Source organism: Streptomyces sp. NPDC002209, assembly GCF_042890265.1.
In the GTDB taxonomy this organism is placed as follows: domain Bacteria; phylum Actinomycetota; class Actinomycetes; order Streptomycetales; family Streptomycetaceae; genus Streptomyces.
On sequence record NZ_JBIARX010000012.1, the window covers coordinates 98,097 to 124,101 of the forward strand.

19 protein-coding genes and 1 tRNA gene are annotated in these 26,005 nt (G+C 72.3%); 17 read left to right on the forward strand and 3 right to left on the reverse strand.

Going from position 1 to position 26,005, the window contains the following annotated elements; all coding sequences use genetic code 11:
• Positions 1-81 precede the first annotated feature (81 nt).
• The 12 genes from ACFYXK_RS23540 (at position 82) to ACFYXK_RS23595 (ending at position 16,536) form a co-directional block, all read left to right on the forward strand.
• Positions 82-648: a small secreted protein gene (locus ACFYXK_RS23540; RefSeq protein ID WP_389412875.1), complete on the forward strand. Its 567-nt coding sequence runs from the start codon at positions 82-84 to the stop codon at positions 646-648.
• A gap of 186 nt (positions 649-834) precedes the next feature.
• On the forward strand, positions 835-2,340 hold the full coding sequence (locus ACFYXK_RS23545) for a methyltransferase (RefSeq protein ID WP_389412876.1): 1,506 nt from the start codon (positions 835-837) through the stop codon (positions 2,338-2,340).
• A gap of 202 nt (positions 2,341-2,542) precedes the next feature.
• On the forward strand, positions 2,543-2,740 hold the full coding sequence (locus ACFYXK_RS23550; RefSeq protein ID WP_389412877.1) for a hypothetical protein: 198 nt from the start codon (positions 2,543-2,545) through the stop codon (positions 2,738-2,740).
• A 314-nt stretch (positions 2,741-3,054) separates the two neighbouring features.
• Positions 3,055-5,910, forward strand: coding sequence for a type I DNA topoisomerase (topA, locus tag ACFYXK_RS23555; RefSeq protein WP_389412878.1), 2,856 nt, complete (start codon positions 3,055-3,057; stop codon positions 5,908-5,910).
• Between the two features lie 189 nt (positions 5,911-6,099).
• The gene (tmk, locus tag ACFYXK_RS23560; RefSeq protein ID WP_389412879.1) at positions 6,100-9,369 is read left to right on the forward strand and encodes a dTMP kinase; all 3,270 of its coding nucleotides are present in this window, start codon (positions 6,100-6,102) and stop codon (positions 9,367-9,369) included.
• 101 nt (positions 9,370-9,470) lie between these two features.
• Positions 9,471-10,682 carry a DNA polymerase III subunit delta' gene (locus ACFYXK_RS23565; protein WP_389412880.1) on the forward strand — a complete coding sequence of 404 codons (1,212 nt, stop codon included), beginning with the start codon at positions 9,471-9,473 and terminating at the stop codon, positions 10,680-10,682.
• Positions 10,683-10,869: 187 nt separating this feature from the next.
• The gene (locus ACFYXK_RS23570) at positions 10,870-12,438 is read left to right on the forward strand and encodes an alpha/beta hydrolase (protein WP_389412881.1); all 1,569 of its coding nucleotides are present in this window, start codon (positions 10,870-10,872) and stop codon (positions 12,436-12,438) included.
• Positions 12,439-12,619: 181 nt separating this feature from the next.
• Positions 12,620-12,693 (forward strand) — tRNA-Thr (locus ACFYXK_RS23575).
• Between the two features lie 259 nt (positions 12,694-12,952).
• Positions 12,953-14,200 (forward strand): serine hydrolase domain-containing protein, encoded by a 1,248-nt coding sequence (locus tag ACFYXK_RS23580; protein ID WP_389412882.1) that lies wholly within the window; start codon positions 12,953-12,955, stop codon positions 14,198-14,200.
• A 4-nt stretch (positions 14,201-14,204) separates the two neighbouring features.
• On the forward strand, positions 14,205-14,666 hold the full coding sequence (locus tag ACFYXK_RS23585; protein WP_389412883.1) for a GNAT family N-acetyltransferase: 462 nt from the start codon (positions 14,205-14,207) through the stop codon (positions 14,664-14,666).
• Between the two features lie 56 nt (positions 14,667-14,722).
• Positions 14,723-15,238 carry a SigE family RNA polymerase sigma factor gene (locus ACFYXK_RS23590; protein ID WP_266665248.1) on the forward strand — a complete coding sequence of 172 codons (516 nt, stop codon included), beginning with the start codon at positions 14,723-14,725 and terminating at the stop codon, positions 15,236-15,238.
• Between the two features lie 62 nt (positions 15,239-15,300).
• Positions 15,301-16,536, forward strand: a complete 1,236-nt coding sequence (locus tag ACFYXK_RS23595; protein ID WP_389412884.1) for a hypothetical protein — start codon at positions 15,301-15,303, stop codon at positions 16,534-16,536.
• Positions 16,537-16,605: 69 nt separating this feature from the next.
• Here ACFYXK_RS23595 and ACFYXK_RS23600 read toward each other — a convergent pair whose 3' ends face one another.
• The gene (locus ACFYXK_RS23600) at positions 16,606-18,306 is read right to left on the reverse strand and encodes a bifunctional 3'-5' exonuclease/DNA polymerase (protein WP_389412885.1); all 1,701 of its coding nucleotides are present in this window, start codon (positions 18,304-18,306) and stop codon (positions 16,606-16,608) included.
• A gap of 128 nt (positions 18,307-18,434) precedes the next feature.
• Between ACFYXK_RS23600 and ACFYXK_RS23605 the strand changes: the two genes are divergently transcribed.
• Positions 18,435-19,628: a DUF2786 domain-containing protein gene (locus ACFYXK_RS23605; RefSeq protein ID WP_389412886.1), complete on the forward strand. Its 1,194-nt coding sequence runs from the start codon at positions 18,435-18,437 to the stop codon at positions 19,626-19,628.
• On the opposite strand, the gene tatA is transcribed toward ACFYXK_RS23605, so the two are convergent.
• Positions 19,625-19,804, reverse strand: a complete 180-nt coding sequence (gene tatA, locus ACFYXK_RS23610; protein ID WP_389412887.1) for a Sec-independent protein translocase subunit TatA — start codon at positions 19,802-19,804, stop codon at positions 19,625-19,627. The two genes, ACFYXK_RS23605 and tatA, sit on opposite strands and share 4 nt — an antisense overlap.
• 299 nt (positions 19,805-20,103) lie before the next feature.
• Here tatA and ACFYXK_RS23615 point away from each other — a divergent pair, with 299 nt between their 5' ends.
• Positions 20,104-20,340: a DUF397 domain-containing protein gene (locus ACFYXK_RS23615; RefSeq protein ID WP_030868010.1), complete on the forward strand. Its 237-nt coding sequence runs from the start codon at positions 20,104-20,106 to the stop codon at positions 20,338-20,340.
• Between the two features lie 165 nt (positions 20,341-20,505).
• On the opposite strand, the gene ACFYXK_RS23620 is transcribed toward ACFYXK_RS23615, so the two are convergent.
• A complete protein-coding gene (locus tag ACFYXK_RS23620; RefSeq protein WP_389412888.1) occupies positions 20,506-21,024 on the reverse strand; it encodes an ATP-binding protein in 519 nt (172 codons plus the stop codon).
• 345 nt (positions 21,025-21,369) lie between these two features.
• Between ACFYXK_RS23620 and ACFYXK_RS23625 the strand changes: the two genes are divergently transcribed.
• The 3 genes from ACFYXK_RS23625 to mrdA all read left to right on the forward strand — a co-directional run bounded on the left by ACFYXK_RS23625 (position 21,370) and on the right by mrdA (position 25,951).
• Positions 21,370-22,248, forward strand: coding sequence for a helix-turn-helix transcriptional regulator (locus ACFYXK_RS23625; protein ID WP_053691382.1), 879 nt, complete (start codon positions 21,370-21,372; stop codon positions 22,246-22,248).
• 89 nt (positions 22,249-22,337) lie between these two features.
• Entirely contained in the window at positions 22,338-23,795 is a 1,458-nt protein-coding gene (locus ACFYXK_RS23630) for an aldehyde dehydrogenase family protein (RefSeq protein WP_389412889.1), read from the forward strand.
• Positions 23,796-23,869: 74 nt separating this feature from the next.
• Complete coding sequence (gene mrdA, locus ACFYXK_RS23635) at positions 23,870-25,951, forward strand: penicillin-binding protein 2 (protein ID WP_389412890.1); 2,082 nt, start codon at positions 23,870-23,872, stop codon at positions 25,949-25,951.
• Positions 25,952-26,005 lie beyond the last annotated feature (54 nt).

The window sequence follows — 26,005 nt, forward strand, 5'->3', positions numbered from 1 at the left end:
GCGCCGTCTGTCCGCCTTTCTGCGTGCCCGGATGACGGACGTGTATCTTCCGGGCCGAGAACCTTCGAAGGGACCAATCCGGTGAACAAGAAGTTTGCGGCCGCGGTGTCCGGCGGTGCGGTACTGATGCTCGTGCTGTCCGGCTGCGGCGGCGACGAGACGGACAACAAGGCCAACGCCTGGGCCAAGAAGGTTTGCGACAAGTGGCAGCCCGAGCTGAAGAAGATCGAGACCGCCAACACCGACATCAAGCGCGTGGCGACCGAGACCAGCAAGCCCGACGAGGTGAAGACGACCGACTCGGCGGCGTTCGGGACGATGTCGGAGTCGTACAAGGCGATGGGCACCGCCCTGCAGGGGGCGGGAGTTCCGCCGGTCAAGGACGGCCAGACGACCCAGGCGGCGGCGATCAAGGGCTTCGAGGAGACGTCCAAGGGCTACGCCGACCTGAAGACGAAGATGGACGGCCTGGACCCGCAGGACCAGACCAAGTTCGCCGCCGGCCTCAAGGAGGTGGCCGGCGGACTCGAGGCGGCCACCCAGGGCGGCAAGAACGCGCTCAACACGCTCAAGTCCGGTGGCCTGGACAAGGCGATGAACACCCAGAAGGGCTGCCAGGTCGCGGCGCCGTCGCCGTCGGCGAAGTGAGCTAGCCGGCGCCCGCCCCCGCCGACGGAGGCAGCGGCACGCAGGCCGGGGCGGCAGCAGGCGGACCGGGGCGGGCGGTACGCGGAGCAGGGCGGCCGGGTTCGAGGAACCCGGCCGCCCTGCTCCGTGCCGGGCCACCGGCCGCGCGGGGCACGCATCTGCGGCGCCAGCCGACACAATGGACCGGTGAGTACCACCAGCCTTCCCTCGCCCGACCGCGCCGCCGAGCTCCGCACGGCCCTGCTCGCCGCCGGTTTCACCGCCGACGGCCTGCTCGACCTGCTCGGCGCCCCCGCCTACGCCGCACTGGCCCGCAGTGAGACGGTCCCCGCCCTGCGCGCCACCCGCGGCCGCGGCGACGGCCCGCTCGCGAGCCTGGTCCGGCTGTTCCTGCTCCAGCAGCCGGAGCCGTACGTGCACGCCGCCGAGGCGCTGCCCGTCGAGGCGGCGCTGGCCGACGGCTGGCTGCGCCGGGAGGGTGACGAGGTGCACGCCACCGTCGACGTGCGCCCGTACGGCGGCCCCGACGGCGAGGACTGGTTCATCGTCTCCGACCTCGGCTGCGCCGTCGGCGGGGCCGGCGGGATCGGCAGCCGCGAGGAGGGTGTGGTCCTCGGCGTCGGCGGGGCCTCCACCACCCTGGCCGGGATCACCGTCCGCACCCCGGTCGCCACCGCCCTCGACCTCGGCACCGGATCGGGCATCCAGGCGCTGCACGCCGCCCAGCACGCCACCCGGGTCACCGCCACCGACGTCAACCCGCGGGCCCTGGAGTTCACCCGGCTGACCCTGGCGCTGTCCGGCGCCCAGGAGGCCGAGCTGCTCCTCGGGTCGCTGTTCGCTCCGGTCGGCGAGGCCACGTACGACCTGATCGTCTCGAATCCGCCGTTCGTGATCTCTCCCGGCGCCCGGCTGACGTACCGCGACGGCGGGATGGGCGGAGACGACCTGTGCCGGACCCTCGTCGAGGAGGCAGGGGCGCACCTCAACCCGGGCGGGTACGCGCAGTTCCTCGGCAACTGGCAGCACGTGGAGGGCGAGGACTGGCACGACCGGGTCCGCGCCTGGGTGCCGCGCGGCTGCGACGCGTGGATCGTGCAGCGTGACGTGCAGGACGTCACGCAGTACGCGGAGCTGTGGCTGCGCGACGCGGGCGACCACCGCACCGACCCCGCCGAGTACGCGCGCCGCTACGAGGACTGGCTGGACGAGTTCGAGGCCCGCAAGACCAAGGCCGTCGGCTTCGGCTGGATCACGCTGCGGCGCAGCGACGCCGCGGAGCCGTCGATCGTGGTCGAGGAGTGGCCGCACTCGGTGGAGCAGCCGCTCGGCGACGCCGTGGTGGACCACTTCGCCCGGCAGGACTACCTGCGGGACCACGACGACGCGGCCCTGCTGGAGGCCCGCTTCGTCCTGGCGGCGGAGGTCGTCCAGGAGCAGGTCGGCGCGCCCGGCGCGGAGGACCCGGAGCACGTGGTGCTGCGGCAGAACCGCGGGATGCGGCGCGCGACCAAGGTCGACACGGTCGGGGCGGGCTTCGCCGGAGTGTGCGACGGCTCACTCACGGCGGGCCGGATCCTGGACGCGATCGCGCACCTGGTGCAGGAGGATCCCGTCGTCCTGCGGGACCGGACTCCGGGGTCCATCCGGATGCTGGTCGAGCAGGGATTCCTGGAGCCGGCGGACAGCTGACCGGACCCTCCCGGCGGCGCTGCCGGGGACCCGACGGCGGCGGGCAGGCCGTGGCCGGATCCGTGATGTAACCCGGGGTTCGCCTGCCGTTCCCCCTCGGCTGGCAGGCTCCCGCGCAGGGGGGCGGCCGGGGGGCCGGCCGGCGGATTCGGGGGGATCCGTCCGCACGCCGAGAGCGGCCCGAGGGTAAGGGGGGAACGGCATGGAGCGTGGTCCGGCGGTCTTCGCGGCGACCGTGTTCCTGCTGTTCGGGGCGGCTCTTCTGGGCTGGACGGGGGCGCGCGCCCTGCACCGCGCGCCGGTGGCCGAGGGTGTGCGCCCCGCCGTCGCCGTACCGCTGGCGCTCCTCGCCTCCGGGGCGTCCCTGGCGCTCGGCGTGTGGTGCCTCGCGAGGCTCTGATCGCGGGCCGGGTGACTGGCTGATCACAGGCTGGTGGCCGGCTGGTCGCCGACGCGCCGACCGACCCGGATCCGCGTCGGAAAACAGGACGTCAGACAGGGTGCGAGGGCGGGGCCAGACGGCCCCCTGGCCACTCGGCCCGGTGATCGCGACGGGTCCGGCGCGGTATCCGGGCGGCAGAAATGGCACTTGTCGGGTTACCGTTCGAGTGGCCGTTGCGGGCTTCTGCCGTTTGACACGGGGGCGGGTTGTACCGTCACACTCCGCAGCGTCGCCGTACCGCGACCGAGTGCCGACCGGAGAGAAGAGCCAAGTTGTCCCCGACTAGCGAGACCGCAAAGGGCGGCCGCCGACTCGTCATCGTCGAGTCCCCTGCCAAGGCGAAGACGATCAAGGGCTACCTCGGCCCGGGATACGTCGTCGAGGCGAGCGTCGGGCACATTCGCGACCTCCCGAACGGCGCCGCCGAGGTCCCCGACAAGTACACGGGCGAGGTCCGCCGCCTCGGCGTGGACGTCGAACACGACTTCGCGCCGATCTACGTCGTCAATGCCGACAAGAAGGCCCAGGTCAGGAAGCTCAAGGAGCTGCTGGCCGAGTCCGACGAACTCTTCCTCGCCACCGATGAGGACCGCGAGGGCGAAGCCATCGCGTGGCACCTGCAGGAAGTCCTCAAGCCCAAGGTCCCCGTCCACCGGATGGTCTTCCACGAGATCACCAAGGACGCGATCCGCGACGCCGTCGCCAACCCGCGCGAGCTGAACCAGCGCATGGTCGACGCCCAGGAGACCCGCCGCATCCTCGACCGCCTCTACGGCTACGAGGTCTCGCCGGTCCTGTGGAAGAAGGTCATGCCGCGGCTGTCGGCCGGCCGCGTCCAGTCGGTCGCCACCCGCCTCGTCGTCGAGCGGGAGCGCGAGCGCATCGCCTTCCGCTCCGCCGAGTACTGGGACCTGACCGGGACCTTCTCCACCGGCCGCGCCGGTGACGCCTCCGACCCGTCGACCCTGGTCGCCCGCCTGAACACGGTGGACGGCAAGCGGATCGCGCAGGGCCGCGACTTCGGCTCGAACGGGCAGCTCAAGAGCGAGGTGCTGCACCTCGACGAGGCGAACGCCCGGGCGCTTGCCGCCGCGCTGGCGGACACCTCGTTCGCCGTCCGGTCGGTCGAGTCCAAGCCGTACCGCCGCTCCCCGTACGCCCCGTTCCGTACGACGACGCTCCAGCAGGAGGCCTCGCGCAAGCTCGGCTTCGGTGCGAAGGCGACGATGCAGGTGGCGCAGAAGCTGTACGAGAACGGCTTCATCACCTACATGCGTACGGACTCCACCACGCTCTCCGACACCGCGGTGTCGGCGGCGCGCGCGCAGGTCACGCAGCTCTACGGGGCCGACTACCTGCCGGAGAAGCCGCGCGTCTACGCGGGCAAGGTCAAGAACGCGCAGGAGGCGCACGAGGCGATCCGTCCTTCGGGTGATCGTTTCCGCACCCCGGCCGAGACGGGCCTGACCGGCGACCAGTTCCGCCTGTACGAGCTGATCTGGAAGCGGACCGTCGCCTCCCAGATGAAGGACGCGGTCGGCAACTCGGTCACCGTCAAGATCGGCGGCCGGGCCTCGGACGGCCGGGACGCCGAGTTCACCGCGTCCGGCAAGACGATCACCTTCCACGGGTTCATGAAGGCGTACGTCGAGGGCGCGGACGACCCGAACGCCGAGCTCGACGACCGCGAGAAGCGGCTGCCGCAGGTCGCCGAGGGCGACGCACTGTCGGCCGAGGAGATCACGGCGGACGGCCACTCGACCAAGCCGCCGGCCCGCTACACCGAGGCCTCGCTGGTCAAGGAGCTCGAGGAGCGGGAGATCGGCCGCCCGTCGACGTACGCGTCGATCATCGGCACGATCCTGGACCGCGGGTACGTCTTCAAGAAGGGCACGGCGCTCGTGCCGTCCTTCCTGTCGTTCGCCGTGGTGAACCTGCTGGAGACGCACTTCGGCCGGCTCGTCGACTACGACTTCACGGCCAAGATGGAGGACGACCTCGACCGCATCGCGCGGGGCGAGGCCCAGTCCGTGCCGTGGCTGAAGCGGTTCTACTTCGGCTCCGAGGACGCGTCGGAGGTCGTGCCGGCCGACGGCGACCACCTCGGCGGCCTGAAGGAGCTGGTCACGGACCTCGGCGCGATCGACGCCCGGGAGATCTCCTCCTTCCCGGTCGGCGAGGGCATCGTGCTGCGCGTCGGCCGCTACGGGCCGTACGTCGAGCGCGGTGAGAAGGACGCGGAGGGCCACCAGCGGGCCGACGTGCCGGACGACCTCGCGCCGGACGAGCTGACGATCGGGTACGCGGAGGAGCTGTTCGCGAAGCCGAGCGGCGAGTTCGAGCTGGGCAAGGACCCGGTGAGCGGGAACGAGATCGTCGCGAAGGACGGCCGCTACGGGCCGTACGTGACGGAGATCCTGCCCGAGGGCACGCCGAAGACGGGCAAGAACGCGGTGAAGCCGCGGACGGCCTCGCTGTTCAAGTCGATGAGCCTGGACACGGTCACGCTGGACGAGGCACTGAAGCTGATGTCCCTGCCGCGGGTCGTCGGCGCGGACGCCGAGGGCGTGGAGATCACGGCCCAGAACGGCCGCTACGGCCCGTACCTGAAGAAGGGCACGGACTCGCGGTCGCTGGAGACCGAGGACCAGCTGTTCTCGATCACGCTGGACGAGGCACTGGCGATCTACGCGCAGCCGAAGCAGCGCGGCCGGGCCGCGGCCAAGCCGCCGCTGAAGGAGCTGGGCACGGACCCGGTCAGCGAGAAGCCGGTCGTGGTCAAGGACGGCCGCTTCGGGCCGTACGTGACGGACGGCGAGACGAACGCGACGCTGCGGCGGGACGACGACGTCGAGACGATCACGCCGGAGCGGGGCTACGAGCTGCTCGCGGAGAAGCGGGCGAAGGGCCCGGCGAAGAAGACGGCGAAGAAGGCCCCGGCCAAGAAGGCGCCGGCCAAGAAGGCCACGGCGACGAAGACGGCTGCGGCGAAGAAGACGACGGCGAAGAAGACGACGGCGAAGAAGACGACGACGGCGAAGAAGGCGACGACCGCGAAGAAGGCCGTCGCCAAGAAGACGGCGACGAAGAAGACGGCCGCGGCCGCCCCGGCGGCGTCGGACGACTAGCCTCCGGCTGCACACGGACAGGGCCCGCGCCCACGGCGCGGGCCCTGTCCGTTTTCGCGCAGCGGAGCGGCGGGGCGCAGACCCGGAACCATCCCGGCCGACCCGGGCGGCGGCAGTGGGGCCGGGGTCACACCGGATGGTTGTCCACAGGGCTCCGCACCCGCCAAGCACAGCGGATAGGCTGGGCGGATGACGCGAGCCGAGCAGCCAACGGTCGTGACCGCCCCCGCGAACCCCACCTACGACGAAGCCCTCGCCGCGGATTCCCGCGAGCGTGCGGTGCGCGCACTGCTGCGCACCCCCAGGCTGCGCCGGCTGTGGAGCGCCCAGCTGGTGAGCGGTATCGGCGATGCCCTCGCGCTGCTGGTGCTGGTGCTGCTGGCCTTCCAGGCGGCGGTCTCCGAGGAGACCTTCGGCGGCGGCTACCAGGGCTGGGCCCTCGCCGTCGCCGCCGTCTTCGCGGTCCGGATCCTCGCCACCCTGCTCTTCGGCGCCGTACTGCTCGGTCCGCTGGCGGGGCTCCTCGCGCCCAAGGAGGCCGGCGGCAAGCTGGACCGCCGCTGGACGATGGTCGGCGCGGACGGGATCCGGCTCGGCCTGTTCGTCGTCGCCCCGCTCTGGCTCGACTGGATCCCGGCCCATGCGCTGACCGCGCTGCTGGCCACCGTCTTCGTCTCCGGCGTCGCCGAGCGGCTGTGGACCCTGGCCAAGGACAGCGCGGCTCCCGCCCTGCTGCCCTCGCCGCCGCCGGAGGGGGCGACCGTACGCCCGCTGCCGGACCACCTCGACGCACTGCGCCGGCTGACCCTGCGGACGTCCTTCGCCGCGATGCCCGTCGCCGCCGCCGTGCTGCTCGCCGCGACCCTCGTCGGCAAGGCCCTCGGCCTCGGCGTGGACTGGTTCGCCGAGAACCAGGCCGCCCTCGGCTCGTACGTGGCCTCCGGCCTCTTCGCGGCGTCCGTCTCGCTGCTGCTGCCGCTGGTACTGCCCGCGGCGAAGACCCCGCGCCCGCGCTCCCCGCTGGAGGGCCTGCGGGCCCCCAAGGTGGGGGACCGCCCGGAGAAGGGCCGTACGGGGGCCATTGCGCTGCTCGTCCTGGCCTGCGCCGCGGTCGCCGGAGCCGTGTCCAGCGCCGCCGCCGTGGCCGTCCTGCACGCCTTCGACCTGGGCGGCGGTCCCGCCACCTTCGCCCTGCTCGTCCTGGCCCTGCTCGGCGGCACCGCGATCGGCATCCGCGCCGCCCAGGCCGGCAAGGTGCTCCCCGCGCTCTCCCGGCGCCGCCTGCTGGCCCTGGCCATCGCGGTGGCCGGCCTCGCGCTGCTGCTGACCGGGCTGGTCCCGGACACGGCGACCGTGCTGTTCCTGTCGCTGCTCGCCGGCACCGCCGCGGGCGTGGCCGCCAACACCGGGCACACCCTGCTGGACCAGGAGACCGAGGAGTTCCGCCGGGCCCGGGTCACCGAGCACCTGCAGGCCGTCGTACGGGTGGCCGTGGGCGTCGGAGCCGTCCTCGCCCCGGTCCTGGCCGCCGGGATCGGCCCGCACCGGCTGGCCGCCGGGGACATCGTCTTCGCGCACGGCGGGGCCGCCTTCACCCTGATGCTGGTCGGCGCCCTGCTGCTGCCCGTCGCCGTCGTGGTGCTCGCCAAGGCCGACGACCGCAGCGGCGTACCGCTGCGCCGCGACCTGCGCGAGGCGCTGCGCGGCGGGGAGCCGGTGCAGGCCGCGTCCGACGCCGGGTTCTTCATCGCCCTGGAGGGCGGCGACGGCGCCGGCAAGTCCACCCAGGTCGAGGCGCTGGCCGACTGGATACGGGGCAAGGGCCACGAGGTCGTCGTGACCCGCGAGCCCGGGGCCACCCCGGTCGGCAAGCGGCTCCGCTCGATCCTGCTCGACGTCTCCTCGGCCGGGCTGTCGAACCGCGCCGAGGCGCTGCTGTACGCCGCCGACCGCGCGGAGCACGTGGACACCGTCGTCCGGCCCGCCCTGGAGCGAGGGGCGGTCGTCCTCTCCGACCGCTACATCGACTCCTCCGTGGCCTACCAGGGCGCCGGGCGCGACCTGTCCCCGACCGAGATCGCCCGGATCTCGCGCTGGGCCACCGACGGGCTCGTCCCGAACCTGACCGTGCTGCTCGACGTGTCGCCCGAGGCGGCGCGCGAGCGGTTCACCGAGGCCCCGGACCGGCTGGAGTCGGAGCCGGCCGAGTTCCACCAGCGGGTACGGGCCGGCTTCCTGACGCTGGCCGCGGCCGACCCCGGGCGCTACCTGGTGGTCGACGCCGGCCAGGACCCGGAGTCCGTGACCACAGTCGTGCGCCACCGCCTGGACCGGATGCTTCCGCTCTCGGAGGCCGAGGTCGCGGCCCAGGCCGAGGCCCGGCGCAAGGCCGAGGAGGACGCCCGGCGCAGGGCCGAGGAAGAGGCGGCGCGCAAGGCGGAGGAGGAGCGGCTCCGGGCCGAGGAGGAAGCCCGGCTGAAGGCCGAGGCCGAAGCCGCCCGGATCAAGGCCGAGGCGGAGGCCGCCCGCAGGGCGGAGGAGGAGCGGCTGCGCGCCGAGGAGGAGGCCCGCGCCCGGGCCGAGGCCGAGCGGCTGCGCGTGGAGGCCGAGGAGAAGGCCCGCGAGGCGGAGCGCGAGCGGCTGCGCAAGCAGGCGGAGGAAGAGGCCCGGCTGCGTGCCGAGGCCGAGGAGCGGCGGCTGGAGAAGCAGCGGCGTGCCGAGGAGGCCCTGCTCAGGGCCGAGGAGGCGCGCCGGCTGGCGGAGGCCTCGGCGGCCGCGGCGGCTGCCCAGGCCGCAGCGGCTACGGCGGCTTCGGCCCCTGCCGTGGCTCCGGCGCCCGCGCCCTCCCCGGCTCCGGCGCCCTCCCCGGCTGCTCCTGCTGCGCCGCCCGCCCCCAAGGTGGCGATGACCAAGGCGCCGCTCCCGGACGATGCCGTGACGGTGGAGACCCCGCTGGTCAAGCGGGTCGTCCAGCCGGACGACGTGACCCAGACGGTTCCCGTCCCGAAGATCGACCCGGCGGCGGAGACCTCGGTGCTGCCCGCCGTCCCGGCGGCCGGCCCGGCCGACGAGACGGCGGTCCTGCCGCCCGTACGCCCGTCCCGTACGAGCCCGCAGGCCGGTCAGCAGGCCGGTCAGGCTCCGGCCGGTCCGGCCCGCTCCGCCACGCGGCCGACGGCCCGGCGCCCGGAGGAGAGCCCGGCCGACCGGGTGCCGCCGGGTATCTTCCGGGACTCCGGCGACGACGTGACCCGCGAGCTCCCGCTCCTCGGCGCCGACGGCGGCCCGAGCGGGCAGAGCGCGCAGGGCGGGCCGGGTCAGCCGCCGCGGTCGGGCCGGCCGCGGCCCGCCTGGGCCGAGGAGACCCCGCTGGACGATCTGCCGACCCTGGCGGACGAACTGCTGGGCCCGCGCCGGGACGACGAGGACGAAGAGGGCGGTCCGCGCCGCCGCCGCTGACGGGGATTGTCAGTGGCGCACGCCACACTGGGGGCGGGCACGAGCAGGACGAGCGGCACGGACGGCCGACGGAAGACGGCCGGTGAAAGGCGGTGGGCGGGATGCCCGTATGGGACGACCTGGTGGGGCAGGAGCGGGTTCAGGCGCAGCTGGCCGCCGCCGCCCGTGACGCCGACGCCCTGGTCACCGCCGTCGAGGCCGGGACGCCGCCGCCCGCCGCGTCCAAGATGACCCACGCCTGGCTGTTCACCGGACCGCCCGGATCCGGGCGGTCCACCGCCGCCCGGGCCTTCGCGGCCGCCCTGCAGTGCACCAGCCCCGACCGCGCCCTGGGGGGCGAGCCGGGCTGCGGGTTCTGCGACGGCTGCCACACCACCGTGGTCGGTACGCACGCCGATGTGGAGATCGTCCGTACCGATCTGCTGTCCATCGGCGTGAAGGAGACCCGCGAGCTGGTCCGCCGGGCGCAGCTCTCCCCGGCCGTGGGCCGCTGGCAGGTCATCGTCCTCGAGGACGCCGACCGGCTGACCGAGGGCGCGGGCAACGTGCTCCTGAAGGCCGTGGAGGAGCCCGCGCCGCGGACCGTGTGGCTGCTGTGCGCGCCCTCCCTCGAGGATGTGCTGCCCACCATCCGCTCCCGCTGCCGCCACCTGACGCTCCGTACCCCGCCCGTCTCCGCCGTCGCCGATGTGCTGGTCCGGCGCGACGGCATCGAGCCCGCCGTGGCAGCCGCCGCGGCGCGCGCGACGCAGGGCCACATCGGCCGGGCCCGCCGGCTCGCGCAGGACGAGGCCGCCCGGGCCCGCCGCGCCGCCGTCCTGAAGCTCCCGCTCCGCATCGACGACGTGGGCGGCTGCCTCAAGGCCGCCCAGGAGCTGGTCGACGCCGCCGCCGAGGACGCCAAGCAGGTCGCGGAGGAGGTCGACACCAAGGAGACCGAGGACCTGAGGGCCGCGCTCGGCGCCGGGGCCGGTACCGGCGGCCGGATGCCGCGCGGCACGGCGGGCGTGATGAAGGAGCTCGAGGACCGGCAGAAGCGCCGCCGCACCCGGACCCAGCGCGACACGCTCGACCTGGCGCTGACCGACCTCACCGGCTTCTACCGGGACGTGCTGGCCCTCCAGCTCGGCTCCTCGCTGGCGATCGCGAACGAGGAGATACGGCCCGACCTGGACCGGATCGCCCGCGCGTCCGGACCGGAGCGCACCCTGCGCCGGATCGAGGCGATCATCGCCTGCCGCGACGCCCTGGACCGCAACGTGGCCCCGCTCCTCGCGGTCGAGGCGATGACGATGTCCCTCCGCGCGGGCTGAGCCGCCTCGCACCGGGGCGGCCCCGCCCTCAACCGCCGTTGACCGTTTCACCCGTATGAGCGATCCGCCGAGGTCGGGCAGGGTACTGCGGGATCAGGGCGGGCCGCGGCGCGCCCCCGGGCGGCGGGCACCCGGTCGGCGCGAGCACGCCCGGGCCGGGTCGCCCGGCAGGACGTAGGCTCCGAGGATGGACACCAGGCGCCTGCTGCGTACCACCGGAACCGTGATCGCAGCTGCCGGGCTGCTGCTCTCCGGGTGCACCTCGGCCGGATCGGGGGGGCCCAGTGCCGCCGCGTCCTCGGCGGGGGGCCCTGCCCGGTCGGCGGCCCCGACCGCGGTCCCGGCCGCGCTGCGCCCGTACTACGAACAGAAGCTCAGCTGGCGCGACTGCGGTGTCCCCGGGTTCCAGTGCGCCACGATGAAGGCCCCGCTGGACTACGCGCACCCCGAGTCCGGCCAGGACGTGGACATCGCCGTGGCCCGCCGCCAGGCCACCGGCCCCGGCAAGCGGCTGGGCTCGCTCGTGGTCAACCCGGGCGGCCCCGGTGGCTCCGGCATCGGCTACCTCCAGGCGTACGCGGGCATCGGGTACCCGGCGCCCGTCCGCGCCCAGTACGACATGGTGTCCTTCGACCCGCGCGGGGTGGACCGCAGCAGCCCGGTCCAGTGCCTGACCGGGCCGCAGATGGACAAGTTTACGCAGGTGGACCAGACGCCGGACAACGCGGCGGAGCGGGCCGAGCTGGTGGCCGCGTTCAAGGAGTTCGCAGCCGGCTGCCAGACCCGCTCGCAGCGGGTCCTGCCGCACGTCTCCACCGTCGAGGCCGCCCGCGACATGGACATGCTCCGGGCGGTGCTGGGCGACGAGAAACTGACGTACGTCGGCGCCTCGTACGGCACCCTCCTCGGGGCGACGTACGCGGAGCTCTTCCCCGGCCGGGTCGGCCGGCTCGTCCTGGACGGCGCGATCGACCCCTCCCGTCCGGCGCTCGACCTGAACCGGGACCAGACCGGGGGCTTCGAGACGGCCCTGCGCTCCTTCACCCGGGACTGCGCGAAGCAGCCCGACTGCCCGCTCGGCAAGGGCGGGCCGGAGGCGATGGCGAAGCAGCTCCAGGAGTTCTTCCGCAAGGCCGACGCCCAGCCCGTGCCCAGCGGCGATCCGGCCCGCCCGCTGGGCGAGTCCCTCGCCACGACCGGGGTGATCGCGGCGCTGTACGACGAGACCGCGTGGCCGCAGCTGCGCGAGGCGCTGACGTCGGCGATGAACGGCGACGGGTCCGGCCTGCTCTCCCTCGCCGACAGCTATTACGAGCGGGAGCCGGACGGCAAGTACGCGAACCTGATGTTCGCGAACGCCGCGGTGAACTGCCTCGACCAGCCCCCCGCCTTCACGGGCCCGGAGGCGGTCGACGCAGCAGTGCCCTCCTTCGAGAAGGCCTCGCCGGTGTTCGGCGCCGGCCTCGCCTGGGCCTCGCTGAACTGCACGTACTGGCCGGTCAAGGCCACCGGAACGGCCCGCGCCCTGACCGCGAAGGGCGCCCCGCCGATCGTGGTGGTCGGCACCGTCCGGGACCCGGCGACCCCGTACAAGTGGGCCCAGGCGCTGGCGCAGCAGCTCGACTCGGGCGTCCTGCTCACGTACGACGGCGACGGACACACGGCGTACGGCCGCGGCAGTGCCTGCATCGACACGGCGATCAACACGTACCTGCTGACGGGAACCGCGCCGAAGGACGGCAAGAAGTGCACCTGAAGCCGTGCCCCGCCGATCGCCCGGGCGCGCCAGACCGCCGGACGCCACCGATTGATCCCGATATGAGCCACACGTCCCACCCCTCCACAACGTGGTTCAGGGCACCCCGTTTCAGCCTGTAGACTTGGCGCCGCTGCTGATGAGAGCTCCTCTCCGAGGGAACACTTGTCTGACCAGCGGTGCCGCCTTAGCTCAGTTGGCCAGAGCAACGCACTCGTAATGCGTAGGTCTCGGGTTCGAATCCCGAAGGCGGCTCTGTAGAAGCCCCAGGACTCACTCGCCGTGACCTGGGGCTTTTGCTTTGCCCTGATGCGGGTGGCTGGTGGTGGCCGTCTCGGGCCGGCGTGGCTGCCGGCGCCGTGGGATCGCGGGCCCGGCGGGTGCGGGCGTCGAAGTCGTCGCGGGTGTGTGACCTGGGGCTTCGGGGGGCCGGAGAAGGTCCGGTCGCTCGGGGGGGCGGGGCGGGGCTAGGTTGGGAAGGCTGGACCTGGGCGACGCGTGGCAGGAGGCCGGGATGTCGACACGGTTGCGCAAAGTGGCGGTGGGGATGGCCGCAGTGGGCCTGGTCGTGGTGCCTCTGGGGGCGGGGGCGGGGTACGCCCTGGACGGGTCGTCGGCCTCCGGTGCAGCGGCTTCGGCCCCCGTTGCTCCCGGCGCCTCCCCTTCGGGGCCGACCGCCGCCGACGGGGAGTTTCCGCAGCTCACCCCCGCCGTGGCGCGGCAGTTGGACGACGCCGTCCGGAAGGTGATGAGCGAGGCGAAGATACCCGGGGTGATGGTGTCGCTCTCGGCCCCCGGCAAGGGCGAGTACGTGCGGGCCTTCGGTGTCGCCGACAAGGCCACCGGCCAGTCGATCAGCACGAACATGTACATGCGCATCGGCAGCGTGACCAAGACCTTCACCGTGACCGCCCTGCTCCAGCTCGTCGACCAGGGCAAGGTCGGGCTGGACGACCCCATAGGCAAGTACGTGTCCGGGGTGCCCAACGGGGACCGGATCACGCTGCGCGAGCTCGCCGGGATGCGGAGCGGGCTGTTCAACTACTCCGCGGACGAGGGCTTCTTCAAGGCCCTGACGAGCAATCCCCGACGGCCCTTCACCCCGCAGGAGTTGCTCGCGTACTCCTTCAAGCACCCGGTGCTGTTCGAGCCCAACGCGAAGTTCTACTACTGCAACACCAACCTGATCCTGCTGGGGCTGGTGGTGGAGAAGCAGACCGGGCAGAGGCTCAACGACTACATCAACCAGAAGGTCGTCCGCCCGGCCGGCCTGCGGCACACGTTCTTCCCCGTCGGTGCGGAGTTCCCGAGTCCGCACTCGCAGGGGTACACGGACCAGACCGCCACCGGGAAGGTCGAGGACGCGGCCGACTGGAACCCCTCCTGGGGCTGGGCGGCCGGCGCCATGATCTCCGATCTCGGTGACCTGAAGACCTGGGCGAGGGTCCTGGCCACGGGCACGCTGCTGAAGCCCGCCACCCAGGCCGAGCGCCTGGACGTCGTCGACGCGCTGCCCGGCACCGGCTACGGCCTGGGCATCTTCAACGTCCAGGGCTGGATCGGCCACAACGGCTCGCTGCCCGGCTACCAGGCGCTGGTCGTGTACCTGCCGCAGGCGAAGGCCACGCTGACGCTGACGCTGAACACGGACATCTCCTACGAGGGTTCCGAGCCCAGCACCCTGTTCGGCGAGGCGATCACCAAGATCGTCACCCCGGACCACGTGTTCAGCCTGCCTGCCCAGCCCGTTACCGGACACTGAGTGCATGGATGATGTGAATGTGGTGGTGCGCGTTGCCGGGGACGGGGACATCGAGGTCGCGGGCGCGCTGTTCGGCGGGTACCTCGACTTCTACGAGGTGAAGGTCGAGGACCCCGAGCGGCCCCGCGCCTTCCTCGCGGAGCGGATCCGGGCCGGCGAGTCCCTGGTGCTGCTGGCCGACGTGCCGGAGGCCGGCACGGTCGGGTTCGCGCAGGTCTACCGGACCTTCTCGTCGCTCGCCCTGCGGCCCGTGTGGATCCTGAGCGACCTGTACGTGGACCCGTCCGGCCGCCGCAGCGGCGCCGGGCGGGCGCTGCTGCGCGACGTACTGCGCCGGGCCAGGGAGGCCGGGGTGGCCGGGGTGCAGCTGGAGACCGCGTACGACAATCACGTCGCGCAGGGCCTCTACGAGGCGGAGGGCTTCGAACGCGACGCGTTCCACGTCTACTTCCACGGATTGGGGTGAAACATTCCGGCACCTCCGTCGCGTCATTGGGGTGAGACGGACGCGAGGGGGAGCGAATGCGGGAGGGGCGCAGGGACGGGTTCCGCGAGTTCGCGGCGGGCCGGTCGGGGCATCTGTACCGGTCGGCCTGTCTGCTGACGAGCGGGGACACGCACCTCGCGGAGGACCTGGTGCAGGAGACCCTGGGGCGGATGTACCTGCTCTGGGGGCGGATCTCCCGTATCGACAACCCGGCGGCGTACGCGCAGACCGTGCTCGTACGGGCCTTCCTGACGCACCAGCGGCGCAGATCGGCGGGGGAGCGCCCGGTCGGGGAGTTCCCCGAGTCGGGCGCGCCGGCGGCCGGCGGCGGTGATCCGGCGCTGCGGCTGACGCTGCTGGAGGCGCTGGGGCGGCTGGCGCCCAAGGACCGGGCGGTGCTCGTGCTGCGGTACTGGGAGGACCGCAGCGTGGAGGAGACCGCCGACGCGATGAACGCCAGCTCGGCGGCGGTACGGACGCGCACCACGCGGGCGCTGGGCCGGCTGCGGGACCAACTGGGCGGATCTCTCAGCGAGTTCGCCGGTCTCTGACCCCCTCATCGCCACCTCGATCGTCTCTTGCCCTTGCCACTCGATGGAAGGTCTGGTTCCGCATGCCTTTTGAAGATGAGCTCAGCGAAGCCCTGCGGCGTACGGGGGACGGCTTCACGCCCGACCCGCAGGCCCTCGTCTCCGCCGGTGAACAGCGCGGACGGCGTCTGGTGGCGCGCCGCAGGGCCGCCGTGGTCGGCGGATCGGTGGTGGCCCTGGCGGTGATCGCCGCCGGCAGCGCCTACACCGGCGGCCTCTTCGACGGCGCGCGCGGCTCCGGCACGACGGTGGCCGCGCCTCCGGCCGTCCCGACGGCGCCGCCCGGGCCGAAGGAGAGGACCGGCGGCGGCGCCGTCTCCGCCGATCAGCTGATCGGCGTGTTCAGGCAGCTGCTGCCCGGCGGCACGGTGTCCGGGGCCAAGGCGCGCGGTACGGGCGAGACGGCGTCCCCGATCGTCTCCGGGCTCTACGACGACGGGGAGGGCCCGGCGGCCCTCGGAGTCGGCCTCTCGCGGGTCGACCCGAAGGGCCGGACCGCGGCCCAGTCGGTGACCTGCCCCGACAAGAACCTCCAGGACTTCGACGGCTGCACCGCCGAGACGCTCGCGGACGGCTCGAAGCTCATGGTCTTCCAGGGCTACGAATACCCCGACCGCCGGGAGCCCACGAAGCTGTGGCGGGCCGTGCTGGTGACCCCGCAGGGCCACCAGGTGGACGTACAGGAGTGGAACGCTCCGGCCGAGAAGGGGCAGCCCGTTTCACGGACCGAGCCGCCGCTGTCCCCGGCCAAGTTGAAGGCGTTCGCGACCTCGCCGCTGTGGCAGCCGGCGCTGAGCGACCTGCCGGCAGCCGAGCCGGACGCCGCGGCCGGGCCGACGGCCACGGCACCGGGCGCCGGCGCGGTACTGGAGTCCCTGCTGCCGAAGACCGGGATCACGGTCGACAGCAAGGGCGGCGGGGGGGAGTACGGCTATGCCGTGCTCGACGACGGCAAGGGCAAGTCGCTCGTGCAGGTCAACGTGCAGACCGGCATGGGGGATGCGCTGCGGGGCCACTTCGGGGCCGGGGCCGTCACCCAGCCCGACGGCACGATGGTGAAGTCCGAGGTGCAGGGCGGTGAGAAGGGCGGCGCGAACGTCGTCTGGTGGTCCGTCGACACGCTGCGGCCGGACGGCCGGCGCGTGGTGGTTTCCGCCTTCAACACCGGCAACCAGAACAAGCCCGCGACCCGGGACAAGCCGATCCTGACGATGGAGCAGCTGAAGCAGATCGCGCTCGACCCGAAGTGGTTCGGCTGATCACCGGGCCGGCCGCTCCTGCGCGGCATCCGCTCCCAGACGGCATCCGCTCGTGCGTGACGTCCGGTCCTACTTGGCGTCCGCGTAGCACTCCACGATCGCCGTGCTGAACGGGAACCGGACCGGGGTGTCACCGAAGGCGATCCGGCCGGCCCGGTCGCCGGCGGCGCGGATGGCCTCGGCGACGGCCTCGGCCTCCTCGGCGGGGCAGTGCACCATCACCTCGTCGTGCTGGAAGAACACCAGCTCGGCCCGCATCCCGGCGCCCGCGATGGCCTGCCGGAGGGCCGCGAGCAGCAGCAGGGCCCAGTCCGCGGCGCTGCCCTGGACGACGAAGTTGCGGGTGAACCGGCCGCGGGCCCGGGTGTTGGTGGAGGCGTAGCCCGGGGTCCAGCCGTCCTCCCTGTCCTGCGGGATCCCGGCCTCGCCGTCCTCGTCGGCGCCCACCGGCGGCGGGCAGGTCCGGCCCAGCCAGGTCCGTACGAGGCGCCCCTCCTCGCCCGCCCTGGCGGCGTCGTCCACGTACGCCACGGCCTGCGGGAAGCGTCGGCGCAGCGCGGCCAGGTTCTTCAGGCCGTCGCCGGAGGTCTGCCCGTACACGGCGCCGAGGACGGCGAGCTTGGCCATGTCCCGGTCGCCGGAGAAGCCCTGGCGGGAGATGGCCGTGTACAGGTCCTCGGGGCGCCCGGCCACCTCCATGAAGGCGGGGTCGCGGGAGATCGCGGCCAGGACGCGGGGCTCCATCTGGTCGGCGTCGGCGACGACGAGCCGCCAGCCGGGGTCGGCGACGACGGCCCTGCGGATCACCTTCGGGATCTGCAGGGCCCCGCCGCCGTTGGTGACCCAGCGGCCGGTGAGGGTGCCGCCGGGGACGAACTCGGGGCGGAAGCGGCCGTCGTGCACCCAGTCCTGGAGCCAGGACCAGCCGTGGGCGGTGTAGATCCGGTACAGCTTCTTGTACGCGAGGAGGGGCTCCACGGCGGGGTGGTCGAGCTCCTGGATCTCCCAGCGACGGGTGGACTTGAGCCGGATCCCGGCCTCGGCGAAGGCCTTGACGACGTCGGCGGGCAGCTCGGGGCGCACGCGGCGGCCGAAGGCGGCGGAGATCTCGTCGGCCAGCTCGGCGAGGCGGCGGGGCTCGCCGCCGCCGGCGTAGCGCTCGCCGAGGAGCTCGGTGAGCAGTGCGCGGTGCACGTCGGCGCGCCAGGGGAGGCCGCAGCGGTGCATTTCGGCGGCGATCAGGAAGGCGGCGGACTCGGCGGCGATGAGCAGGCGCAGGCGGTCGGGGTGGGCGGTGGCAGCGGTGCGTTTGGCCTGGTCGTGGTGGATGGCGAGGAGCGCGTCGAGGGGGACGGGGGCGGAGGCGGGCTGGGGGTCGAAGAGGGAGTCCTGGGTGGTGGGTGTGGCGGTGCGCTGCGGCGGATCGGGGGGTACGGGGGCACCGGTGAGGCGGGCCCAGGCGGCTGCCGCCGAGCGGGGTTCGCCGGAGCGGCCCTCGTGGGCGAGCAGGAGGAGCTCGGCGTCCTCGATGTCGTGGCAGCGCTCCACGCGGGTGCCGGCGGCGAGGAGGCGGGGGTAGACGGCGGTGGTGCTCCGCCAGATCCAGCGGGTGGTGGCGGGGGCGGAGCGGATCGCGTCCGCGGGGTCGCGCACGGTCAGGGGGCGGCTGCCGGGGGTGGGGGTGGGGGCGGGGCCGGGGGTGAGCGGCGTGGCGTGCCAGAGGCCGTCGCCGGCTTCGGCGAGGGCCCAGTGGGGGGTGGGGTCGCTCATGGGTGCGAGTGTCCCACCGGGGTCTGACAGCCCGCCGCCCGGCACTCCGGGGTCCGGTTCTGCTGGGCGGCGGGGCCGTGCCGCCGCCGGGCTCCGCCCCCGGACCCCGCGGGGCCGGGATCGGCGCGATGGGGGCGTGCAAAGCTGAGGGGGTGAGAGAGATTGTCGATCGTGCCTGTGAAGCCGCCCTCTACAGCCAGGACGATGCCGGGCTGGATGCCGGGGCCTCGGTGCTCGTCGGGGACGGTGGGCAGTGGGGCGGGGTCGCGCGGGAGCTGCTGGTGCGCGGGGAGGCGTACGTACGGCAGGCCTGGGAGCGGGGGTGGCAGCCCGCCGACGTGCTCCGGCTGGTGGGGCGGGACCTCGGCGACCGGCATCTGCGGATCACCCGCGACCTGATCGCCGCCGAGGCGCGCCGGTACGCCCGGCTGCCGGAGCGGTGGACCGACGCCGAGGTGTGGTGGGGTGACGACGGCGCCTACGGGGAACGGCTCGTGGGGCGGGAGAAGGCCGATCGGTTCAGCCTTGCCACCGCCCTGCTCGAGGTGTTCCGGCTGCTGATCCGGCTGCCCTCCATCGAACCGGTGGGTCCGGTTCCCGGGGACCCGGCCGCCGATGCCCTGGAGCACGCGCACATCGAGCCGCGCATGCTCGGCCGCATCCGGGCCCTGCTCGCCAAGGCCGAGGCGACCACCTTCCCGGAGGAGGCGGAGGCGCTCAGCGCCAAGGCCCAGGAGCTGATGGCCCGGCACACCGTCGACGAGGCCCTGCTCGCGGCGAGCGGCAAGGGCCCCGCCCAGGTGCCCGCGGCCTGCCGGATCGGGGTCGAGGCGCCGTACGAGGAGGCCAAGGCCGTGCTGCTGGATGCCGTCGCCGGGGCCAACCGGTGTCGGGCGGTGTGGAACAGCGCGTTCGAGTTCTCCACCGTGGTGGGGTTCGAGAGCGACCTGGAGGCCGTCGAGCTGCTGTACACGTCCCTGCTCGTGCAGGGGACCGCCGCCATGACCCGGGCCGAGGCCGCCCAGCGCTCGGGCGGGCGCAAGCGGACCAAGACGTTCCGGCAGTCCTTCCTGCTCGCCTACGCCAGCCGTCTCGGCCAGCGCCTCGCCGAGACGGCCGAGCACACCGTGGCCGAGGCCCCCGACAACCTGCCCGCCCTGGTGGCCCGCGACGTCGCCGTCACCTCCCGGGCGGACGAGATGTTCCCCCGGACCACGACCACCCGGCTGCGCGGGGCCACCGACCACGCGGGCTGGGAGGACGGCACGGCCGCCGCCGACCGCGCCCACGTGGGCGCCGAGCGCCGCCCCCTGCCGCGCTAGGGGGTGTCGCCGCGGCCGCCGCCCTCGCTGCGCAGGGCCTGGGTCTCCGACTTCAGGATGCGCATCGACCTGCCCAGGGAGCGGGCCATGTCGGGCAGCTTCTTCGAACCGAAGACCAGCACGCAGACCACGAGGAGCAGGATCAGGTGCCAGGGCTCAAGGGCATTGCGGAGCATGCTCGTTCCCACCTTCGGGCGGAGACCGGAGTTTCGGATGGACCCGACCATCGAACAGCTCCGCACGCATCCGTACAAATCTGAAGGAGTCCTGAAAGGCGTGCCGTGCACGCAGACGACCTCCGCCGCTCCTTGATCCAATCCTTATAAGGGTCTGATTCGCCCCTGATCCACCCGAGTTCTTCCCTGACAGTGATCGGGGGAGCACCCTCCGCGTGCACGTGCATCTGCCCATGCATGCGCTTATGAACACAGCTATGATCCGGTGCAGTTGACATCTGCACTATCGGGGGCTTCCTGTGGACCACGCGTACAACGGGATGGCAGCTGCAGAACTCGACGGAGTGACCTGGCAGAAGAGCAGACACAGCAACTCGCAAGGTTCCTGTGTGGAGTTCGCCAAGCTGCCGGGTGGAGCTGTCGCCATGCGCAACTCGCGCTTTCCGGACGGGCCCGCGCTCGTCTACACGCCGGCCGAGATAGAGGCGCTGCTGCTGGGCGTCAAGGACGGCGAGTTCGACCACCTGATCGCCTGATCGACCGATCGGCACACCGCCCGATCGCCCGAGGAACGGCGCACCGATCAAGCCATGCACGTGCACTGGCCGGGACTGATCGAAATGATCAACCCCGGCCAGTCTTCGTATGCCCGTATGTCCGCGTGCCCGTATGCCCGTGTGCGCCCGCGGCCGACCCGCTGCCTATTCGTGCAGCATGAACAGCGCCCAGACCACCTTGCCGGTCAGCCGTCCCGCGAGCGGATGCCAGCCCCAGCTGTCGCTGTACGAGTCCACGAGGAACAGCCCGCGCCCCGACTCCAGGTCGCAGTTCTCCTGCGTCCGCTCCGGTGCGAACGACCCGCCCGGCCGGTCCTCGCTGGGGTCCCGTACCGCGCACACCAGCCGGGTGCTCCACCGCATCAGGTGCAGCCGTACCGAGGCCTCCGGCTCGCCCGCGGCGCCGGTCGCCGGCCTGGTGTCCTCGGGCAGGGCGTGGCGCAGCGCGTTCGTGACGAGTTCGGAGACCACCAGGGCCACGTCGTCGAAGCGGTCGTCGAGGCCCCACTGGGACAGGGTGGACCGGGTGAACGAACGGGCGCCCCGCACCGCCTCGAAGCGGGCGGGCAGAGCGCAGGAGGCGGACCCGGAGACAGCCGTGGGGTCGACCGGGGGCAGCCCCTGCCGTAACGGCTCGAGCATGGTCGATCCATTCGTCCCCATGCGAGGCACTCCCGGGATTCGCGGGCGGAGCGGCGCGCTCCGTCCAGAAAGAACTGCGGGGTGGGTCCGGCGCCGGCGCGAAGAGCACGCAGGTGCGCGGCACCATCGTTCCGAATGCAGAAGCTGGATGCAAGGGCAGATGCACGTGCACGCGCCGGACCTGTCCACTCCCGTGATGGTTCTTGCTCATTTCTTCCTACGCATACTTACGGACTTCTTTTCCGGGAGCCGGGATTCCGTTACAGAACGAGTACGGACCGATGCGTTTTGGTGGCAGACTGCGGGGCCTGGGGTGCGGGGGCCCCGGCGACGCACACCACGCGCAGACCACGCGTACACATGGCGATGGGGAGGGCAGGACTAGTGACCGCAGAAGCAAGCGGTTCTGTGGTGCGCCGCATCCTCCTGGGCTCTCAGCTCAGGCGACTCCGAGAATCCCGCGGCATCACCCGTGAGGCGGCCGGCTACTCGATCCGCGCATCCGAATCGAAGATCAGCCGCTTGGAGTTGGGAAGGGTGAGCTTCAAGGCAAGGGACGTGGAGGACCTCCTCACGCTCTACGGAGTCACGGACGGCGCGGAGCGGGAGTCCCTGCTGGGACTCGTCCGCGAGGCCAACGCGGCCGGCTGGTGGCACAGTTACGGCGACGTGCTGCCCGGGTGGTTCCAGACGTACATCGGCCTGGAGGGCGCGGCCTCGCTCATCCGGATCTACGAAGTCCAGTTCGTCCACGGCCTGTTGCAGACCGAGGCCTACGCCCAGGCCGTCGTCAGCCGCGGCATGCCCGGCGCCACGAAAGCCGAGATCGACCGCCGCGTCGCGCTGCGCCTGGAGCGCCAGAAGGTGCTGGTCTCCGAGAGCGCCCCCGTCTTCCACGCCGTCCTCGACGAGGCCGCGCTGCGCCGCCCGTACGGCGACCGCGACGTCATGCGCGGCCAGTTGGAGCACCTCATCGAGGTCTCCCAGCGGCCCAACGTGCAGCTCCAGGTGATGCCGTTCTCCTTCGGCGGCCATGCAGGCGAAAGCGGAGCCTTCACCCTGCTGCGCTTCCCGGAGTCGGACCTCCAGGACATCGTCTATCTGGAACAGCTCACCAGTGCCCTCTACCTGGACAAAGACGAGGAAGTGGCGCAGTACGAAAGGGCGATGGAGCGGCTCCAGGCCGACTGCCCCGACCCCGACCGGACCCGGGATCTTCTCCGCGGCCTGCTCCAACTGTCTTGATTCGCACGTAGTATGACGTCTGATCAGTGCATGATGACCGATCGGTCTCCGGTGCAGCGCACGGGTGCGCGCTCGCAGTAAGGGATGGCATGTCCATATTCGACGACCTGGCTCACCAGTACATCGACGGCGAATGGCTGGCCGGCACCGGTTCGTGGGACATCATCGACGTCAACCCGTACAACGGGGAGAAGCTCGCGGCCATCACGGTGGCCACCGTCGAGCAGGTGGACCGGGCCTACCTCGGCGCCGAGCGCGCCCAGAGAGAGTGGGCCGCCACCAGCCCGTACGCCAGACGCGCCGTCCTGGAACGCGCCCTGCGGATCACCGAGGAGCGCGAGAAGGAGATCATCGAGGCGATGATCGACGAGCTCGGCGGGACCCGTCCCAAGGCCGAGTACGAGGTCCACCTCGCCAAGGAGTTCATCCGCGAGTCGATCCAGCTGGCCATCCGCCCCGAGGGCCGGATCCTGGCCTCGCCGGTCGAGGGCAAGGAGAACCGGGTCCAGCGCCTCCCGGTCGGCGTCGTCACCGTGATCAGCCCCTTCAACTTCCCGTTCCTGGTCACCCTGAAGTCGGTCGCCCCGGCCCTGGCGCTGGGCAACGCGGTGGTGATCAAGCCGAACCAGAACGCACCCGTGGTCGGCGGCGGGGTCATAGCCAAGATCTTCGAGGACGCGGGCCTGCCGGCCGGGCTCCTCAACGTGCTGGTCACCGACATCGCCGAGATAGGCGACGCGCTCCTGACGCACCCCGTCCCGAAGGTCATCTCCTTCGCCGGCTCCGACCGGGTCGGCCGGCACGTCGGCTCCGTCGCCGCCCGGCACTTCAAGCGGACCGTCCTGGAGCTCAGCGGCAACAGCGCCCTCGTCGTCCTCGACGACGCCGACCTCGACTACGCGGTGGACGCGGCCGTCTTCAGCCGCTTCGTCTACCAGGGCCAGGTCTGCATGGCCGCCAACCGGATCCTCGTGGACGCCTCGATCGCGGAGGAGTTCACCGAGAAGTTCACCGCCCGGGTGCGGAGCCTGAAGACCGGCGACCCCCACGAGGCGGACACCCACATCGGCCCGCTGATCAACTCCTTCCAGGCCGACGCCCTGACCGCGCTCGTGGACCAGGCCGTGGAATCCGGGGCGCAGGCCCTCGTCCGCGGATCTACGCGCGGCAACCTGGTCGAGCCGACCGTGCTGGCCGGCCTCCCCGAGGACTCCCCGCTGCTCGGCCAGGAGATCTTCGGCCCGGTGGCGCTGCTGGTGGTCTTCGACGGCGAGGACGAGGCCGTACGGCTGACCAACGCGACCCCGTACGGGCTGAGCGGCGCCGTGCACACGCGGGACGTGGAGCGCGGCGTGCGCTTCGCCCAGCGGATCGAGACCGGCATGATCCACGTCAACGACTCGACCATCGGCGACGAGCCGCTCGCCGCGTTCGGCGGGGAGAAGTCCTCGGGCCTGGGCCGGCTGAACGGCGAGGCCACGATCGAGGCGTTCACCACCCAGAAGTGGATCTCGGTGCAGCACGGCCGGACGAGTTTCCCCTTCTGACCGCGTTCCCCCTTCCGAGCTCGCTCTAGACTCGTGCGAGTCAGCGGCAGGCAGCGTTCCGGGGGAGACCTGAGTTGAGCAACATTCCGGAGACGGGGCGCACGCCCCGGGTCCAGAACCGCCTGGTCGTCATCCAGGTGGTCGTCTTCTCGCTGCTGCTCACCCTCGGCGGGCGCCTCTGGTACCTCCAGGTGCGCAACGGCCAGGAGTACACGGACGAGGCGAAGAACAACCACACCCAGCAGGTCGTCCAGCCGGCGGTGCGCGGCTCGATCCTGGACTCCCGCGGTGTCCCGCTCGCCGACAACGAGACGCGCATGGTGGTCTCCGCCAGCCGTACCGACCTCACCAGGATGAAGGACAAGGGCAAGGGCGTCCTGACCCGGCTCGCCGGCGTCCTGGGCCTCAACCCCGAGGACGTGGTCAACAGCGTGCGACTGTGCGACGCCAAGACGCCCAAGCCGTGCTGGAACGGCTCCCCGTACCAGCCGATCCCCGTCACCGACGAGGCGACCACGGACCAGGTGCTGGAGATAAGGGAGCACGCCGAGCAGTTCCCCGGCATCACCGCCGAGCCGACCGCCCTGCGCCGCTACGCCGGACCCGACGGGGCCAACACCTCGCAGGTGCTCGGCTACCTCTCGCCGGTCACCGACGCGGAGATCACCAAGGCCAAGAAGACCGACTCCCCGTACCTGCGCTCCGACCAGGTGGGCCGCTCCGGCCTGGAGCGCACGTACGACAAGGACCTGCGCGGCAAGGCCGGCATCACGCGCTACGAGGTGGACAACCTCGGGCGGGTCATCGGGCAGGCGCAGGCCGACAAGCCGACGCCCGGCTCGAACGTCGTCACCTCGATCGACTCGCGCGTGCAGGCGGTGGCCGAGCGCGAGCTGAACAACGCGATGATCGAGGCCCGCAAGGGGTACGACAAGAACACGCACAAGAACTACGAGGCCGACTCGGGCGCGGTCGTCGTCATGGAGGCCAAGACGGGCCGCATCGTCGCGATGGCCTCCAACCCGACCTACGACCCGAACGCGTGGGTCGGCGGCATCTCCGCCAAGGACTACGCGTCCCTCACCGACAAGGACTCCAACTACCCGCTGCTCAACCGCGCGATCCAGGGCCAGGCGGCCCCGGGCTCGATCTTCAAGGTCGTCTCCTCGACCGCCGCGGTGAACGCCGGGTACCCCTTCAACGGGCGGTACGGCTGCCCCAGCTCGTACTCGGTGGGCAGCCAGACGTTCACCAACTTCGAGTCGCAGGGCTACGGCGACATCACCATCGGCCGGGCCCTCGAGGTCTCCTGCGACACCGTCTACTACGCCCTCGCGGACAAGGAGTGGAAGAAGGACGGCGGGATCAACCCCAGGAAGGACCCGAGCGACTGGTTCCTCAAGACGGCCCACGAGTTCGGCCTGGGCAAGGCGACCGGCATCGACCTGCCGAACGAGGTGAACGGCCGGGTCCCCGACCGCCAGTGGAAGAAGGACTTCTTCGAGGCGAACAAGGCCGCCTGGTGCCGGGACGGCAAGAAGGACGGCTCGTACGCCGAGAAGATCGCGTACGAGAACTGCCGCCAGGGCAACCAGCTCCGCGAGGGCGACGCGATCAACTACTCGATCGGCCAGGGCGACACCCTCGTCACCCCGATCCAGATGGCGTCGATCTACGCGGCCATCGCCAACGGCGGCATGATGCACCAGCCGAGCATCGGCAAGGCGATCGTCAGCGCCGACGGCACCTCGGTCAAGGAGATCGCGCCGAAGGAGCAGGGCCGGCTGCCCATGGACGCGGAGCTGCGCGACGACATCGACGGCGCGCTCGCCGCGGTGGCCACCACCGGCAGCGCGGCCTGGCGGTTCGGCGGCTGGCCGCAGAAGCAGATCCCGATGCACGCGAAGACCGGCACCGCCGAGGTCCAGGGCAAGCAGACCACCTCGTGGTTCGCCTCGTACACCGAGGACTACTCGATCGTCATGACGATCTCCCAAGGCGGTACGGGCTCGGGGGCCTCCGGGCCGGCCGTGCGCAAGATCTACGAGGCGATGTACGGGCTCGACGAGAAGGGCAGCCAGGACCTGTCCAAGGCCCTGCTCCCGAAGCCGCAGACGGCGCTGCCGGCGATCCGGCCGGACGACGCCGGAAACTGAGGCGGGAACTAGGACAGGAGCTGACCTCAATCGCCCGTACCGTCGTTCTTGTCA

Excerpts from the sequence above, each read along its gene's own strand:
- ACFYXK_RS23550 (WP_389412877.1), top strand. The coding sequence starts at position 2,543 with ATGGAGCGTGGTCCGGCGGTCTTCGCGGCGACCGTGTTCCTGCTGTTC.
- tmk (WP_389412879.1), top strand. The coding sequence starts at position 6,100 with ATGACGCGAGCCGAGCAGCCAACGGTCGTGACCGCCCCCGCGAACCCC.
- ACFYXK_RS23565 (WP_389412880.1), top strand. The coding sequence starts at position 9,471 with ATGCCCGTATGGGACGACCTGGTGGGGCAGGAGCGGGTTCAGGCGCAG.
- ACFYXK_RS23570 (WP_389412881.1), top strand. The coding sequence starts at position 10,870 with ATGGACACCAGGCGCCTGCTGCGTACCACCGGAACCGTGATCGCAGCT.
- ACFYXK_RS23580 (WP_389412882.1), top strand. The coding sequence starts at position 12,953 with ATGTCGACACGGTTGCGCAAAGTGGCGGTGGGGATGGCCGCAGTGGGC.
- ACFYXK_RS23585 (WP_389412883.1), top strand. The coding sequence starts at position 14,205 with ATGGATGATGTGAATGTGGTGGTGCGCGTTGCCGGGGACGGGGACATC.
- ACFYXK_RS23590 (WP_266665248.1), top strand. The coding sequence starts at position 14,723 with ATGCGGGAGGGGCGCAGGGACGGGTTCCGCGAGTTCGCGGCGGGCCGG.
- ACFYXK_RS23595 (WP_389412884.1), top strand. The coding sequence starts at position 15,301 with ATGCCTTTTGAAGATGAGCTCAGCGAAGCCCTGCGGCGTACGGGGGAC.
- ACFYXK_RS23600 (WP_389412885.1), bottom strand. The coding sequence starts at position 18,306 with ATGAGCGACCCCACCCCCCACTGGGCCCTCGCCGAAGCCGGCGACGGC.
- ACFYXK_RS23605 (WP_389412886.1), top strand. The coding sequence starts at position 18,435 with ATGGGGGCGTGCAAAGCTGAGGGGGTGAGAGAGATTGTCGATCGTGCC.
- tatA (WP_389412887.1), bottom strand. The coding sequence starts at position 19,804 with ATGCTCCGCAATGCCCTTGAGCCCTGGCACCTGATCCTGCTCCTCGTG.
- ACFYXK_RS23620 (WP_389412888.1), bottom strand. The coding sequence starts at position 21,024 with ATGGGGACGAATGGATCGACCATGCTCGAGCCGTTACGGCAGGGGCTG.
- ACFYXK_RS23625 (WP_053691382.1), top strand. The coding sequence starts at position 21,370 with ATGGGGAGGGCAGGACTAGTGACCGCAGAAGCAAGCGGTTCTGTGGTG.
- ACFYXK_RS23630 (WP_389412889.1), top strand. The coding sequence starts at position 22,338 with ATGTCCATATTCGACGACCTGGCTCACCAGTACATCGACGGCGAATGG.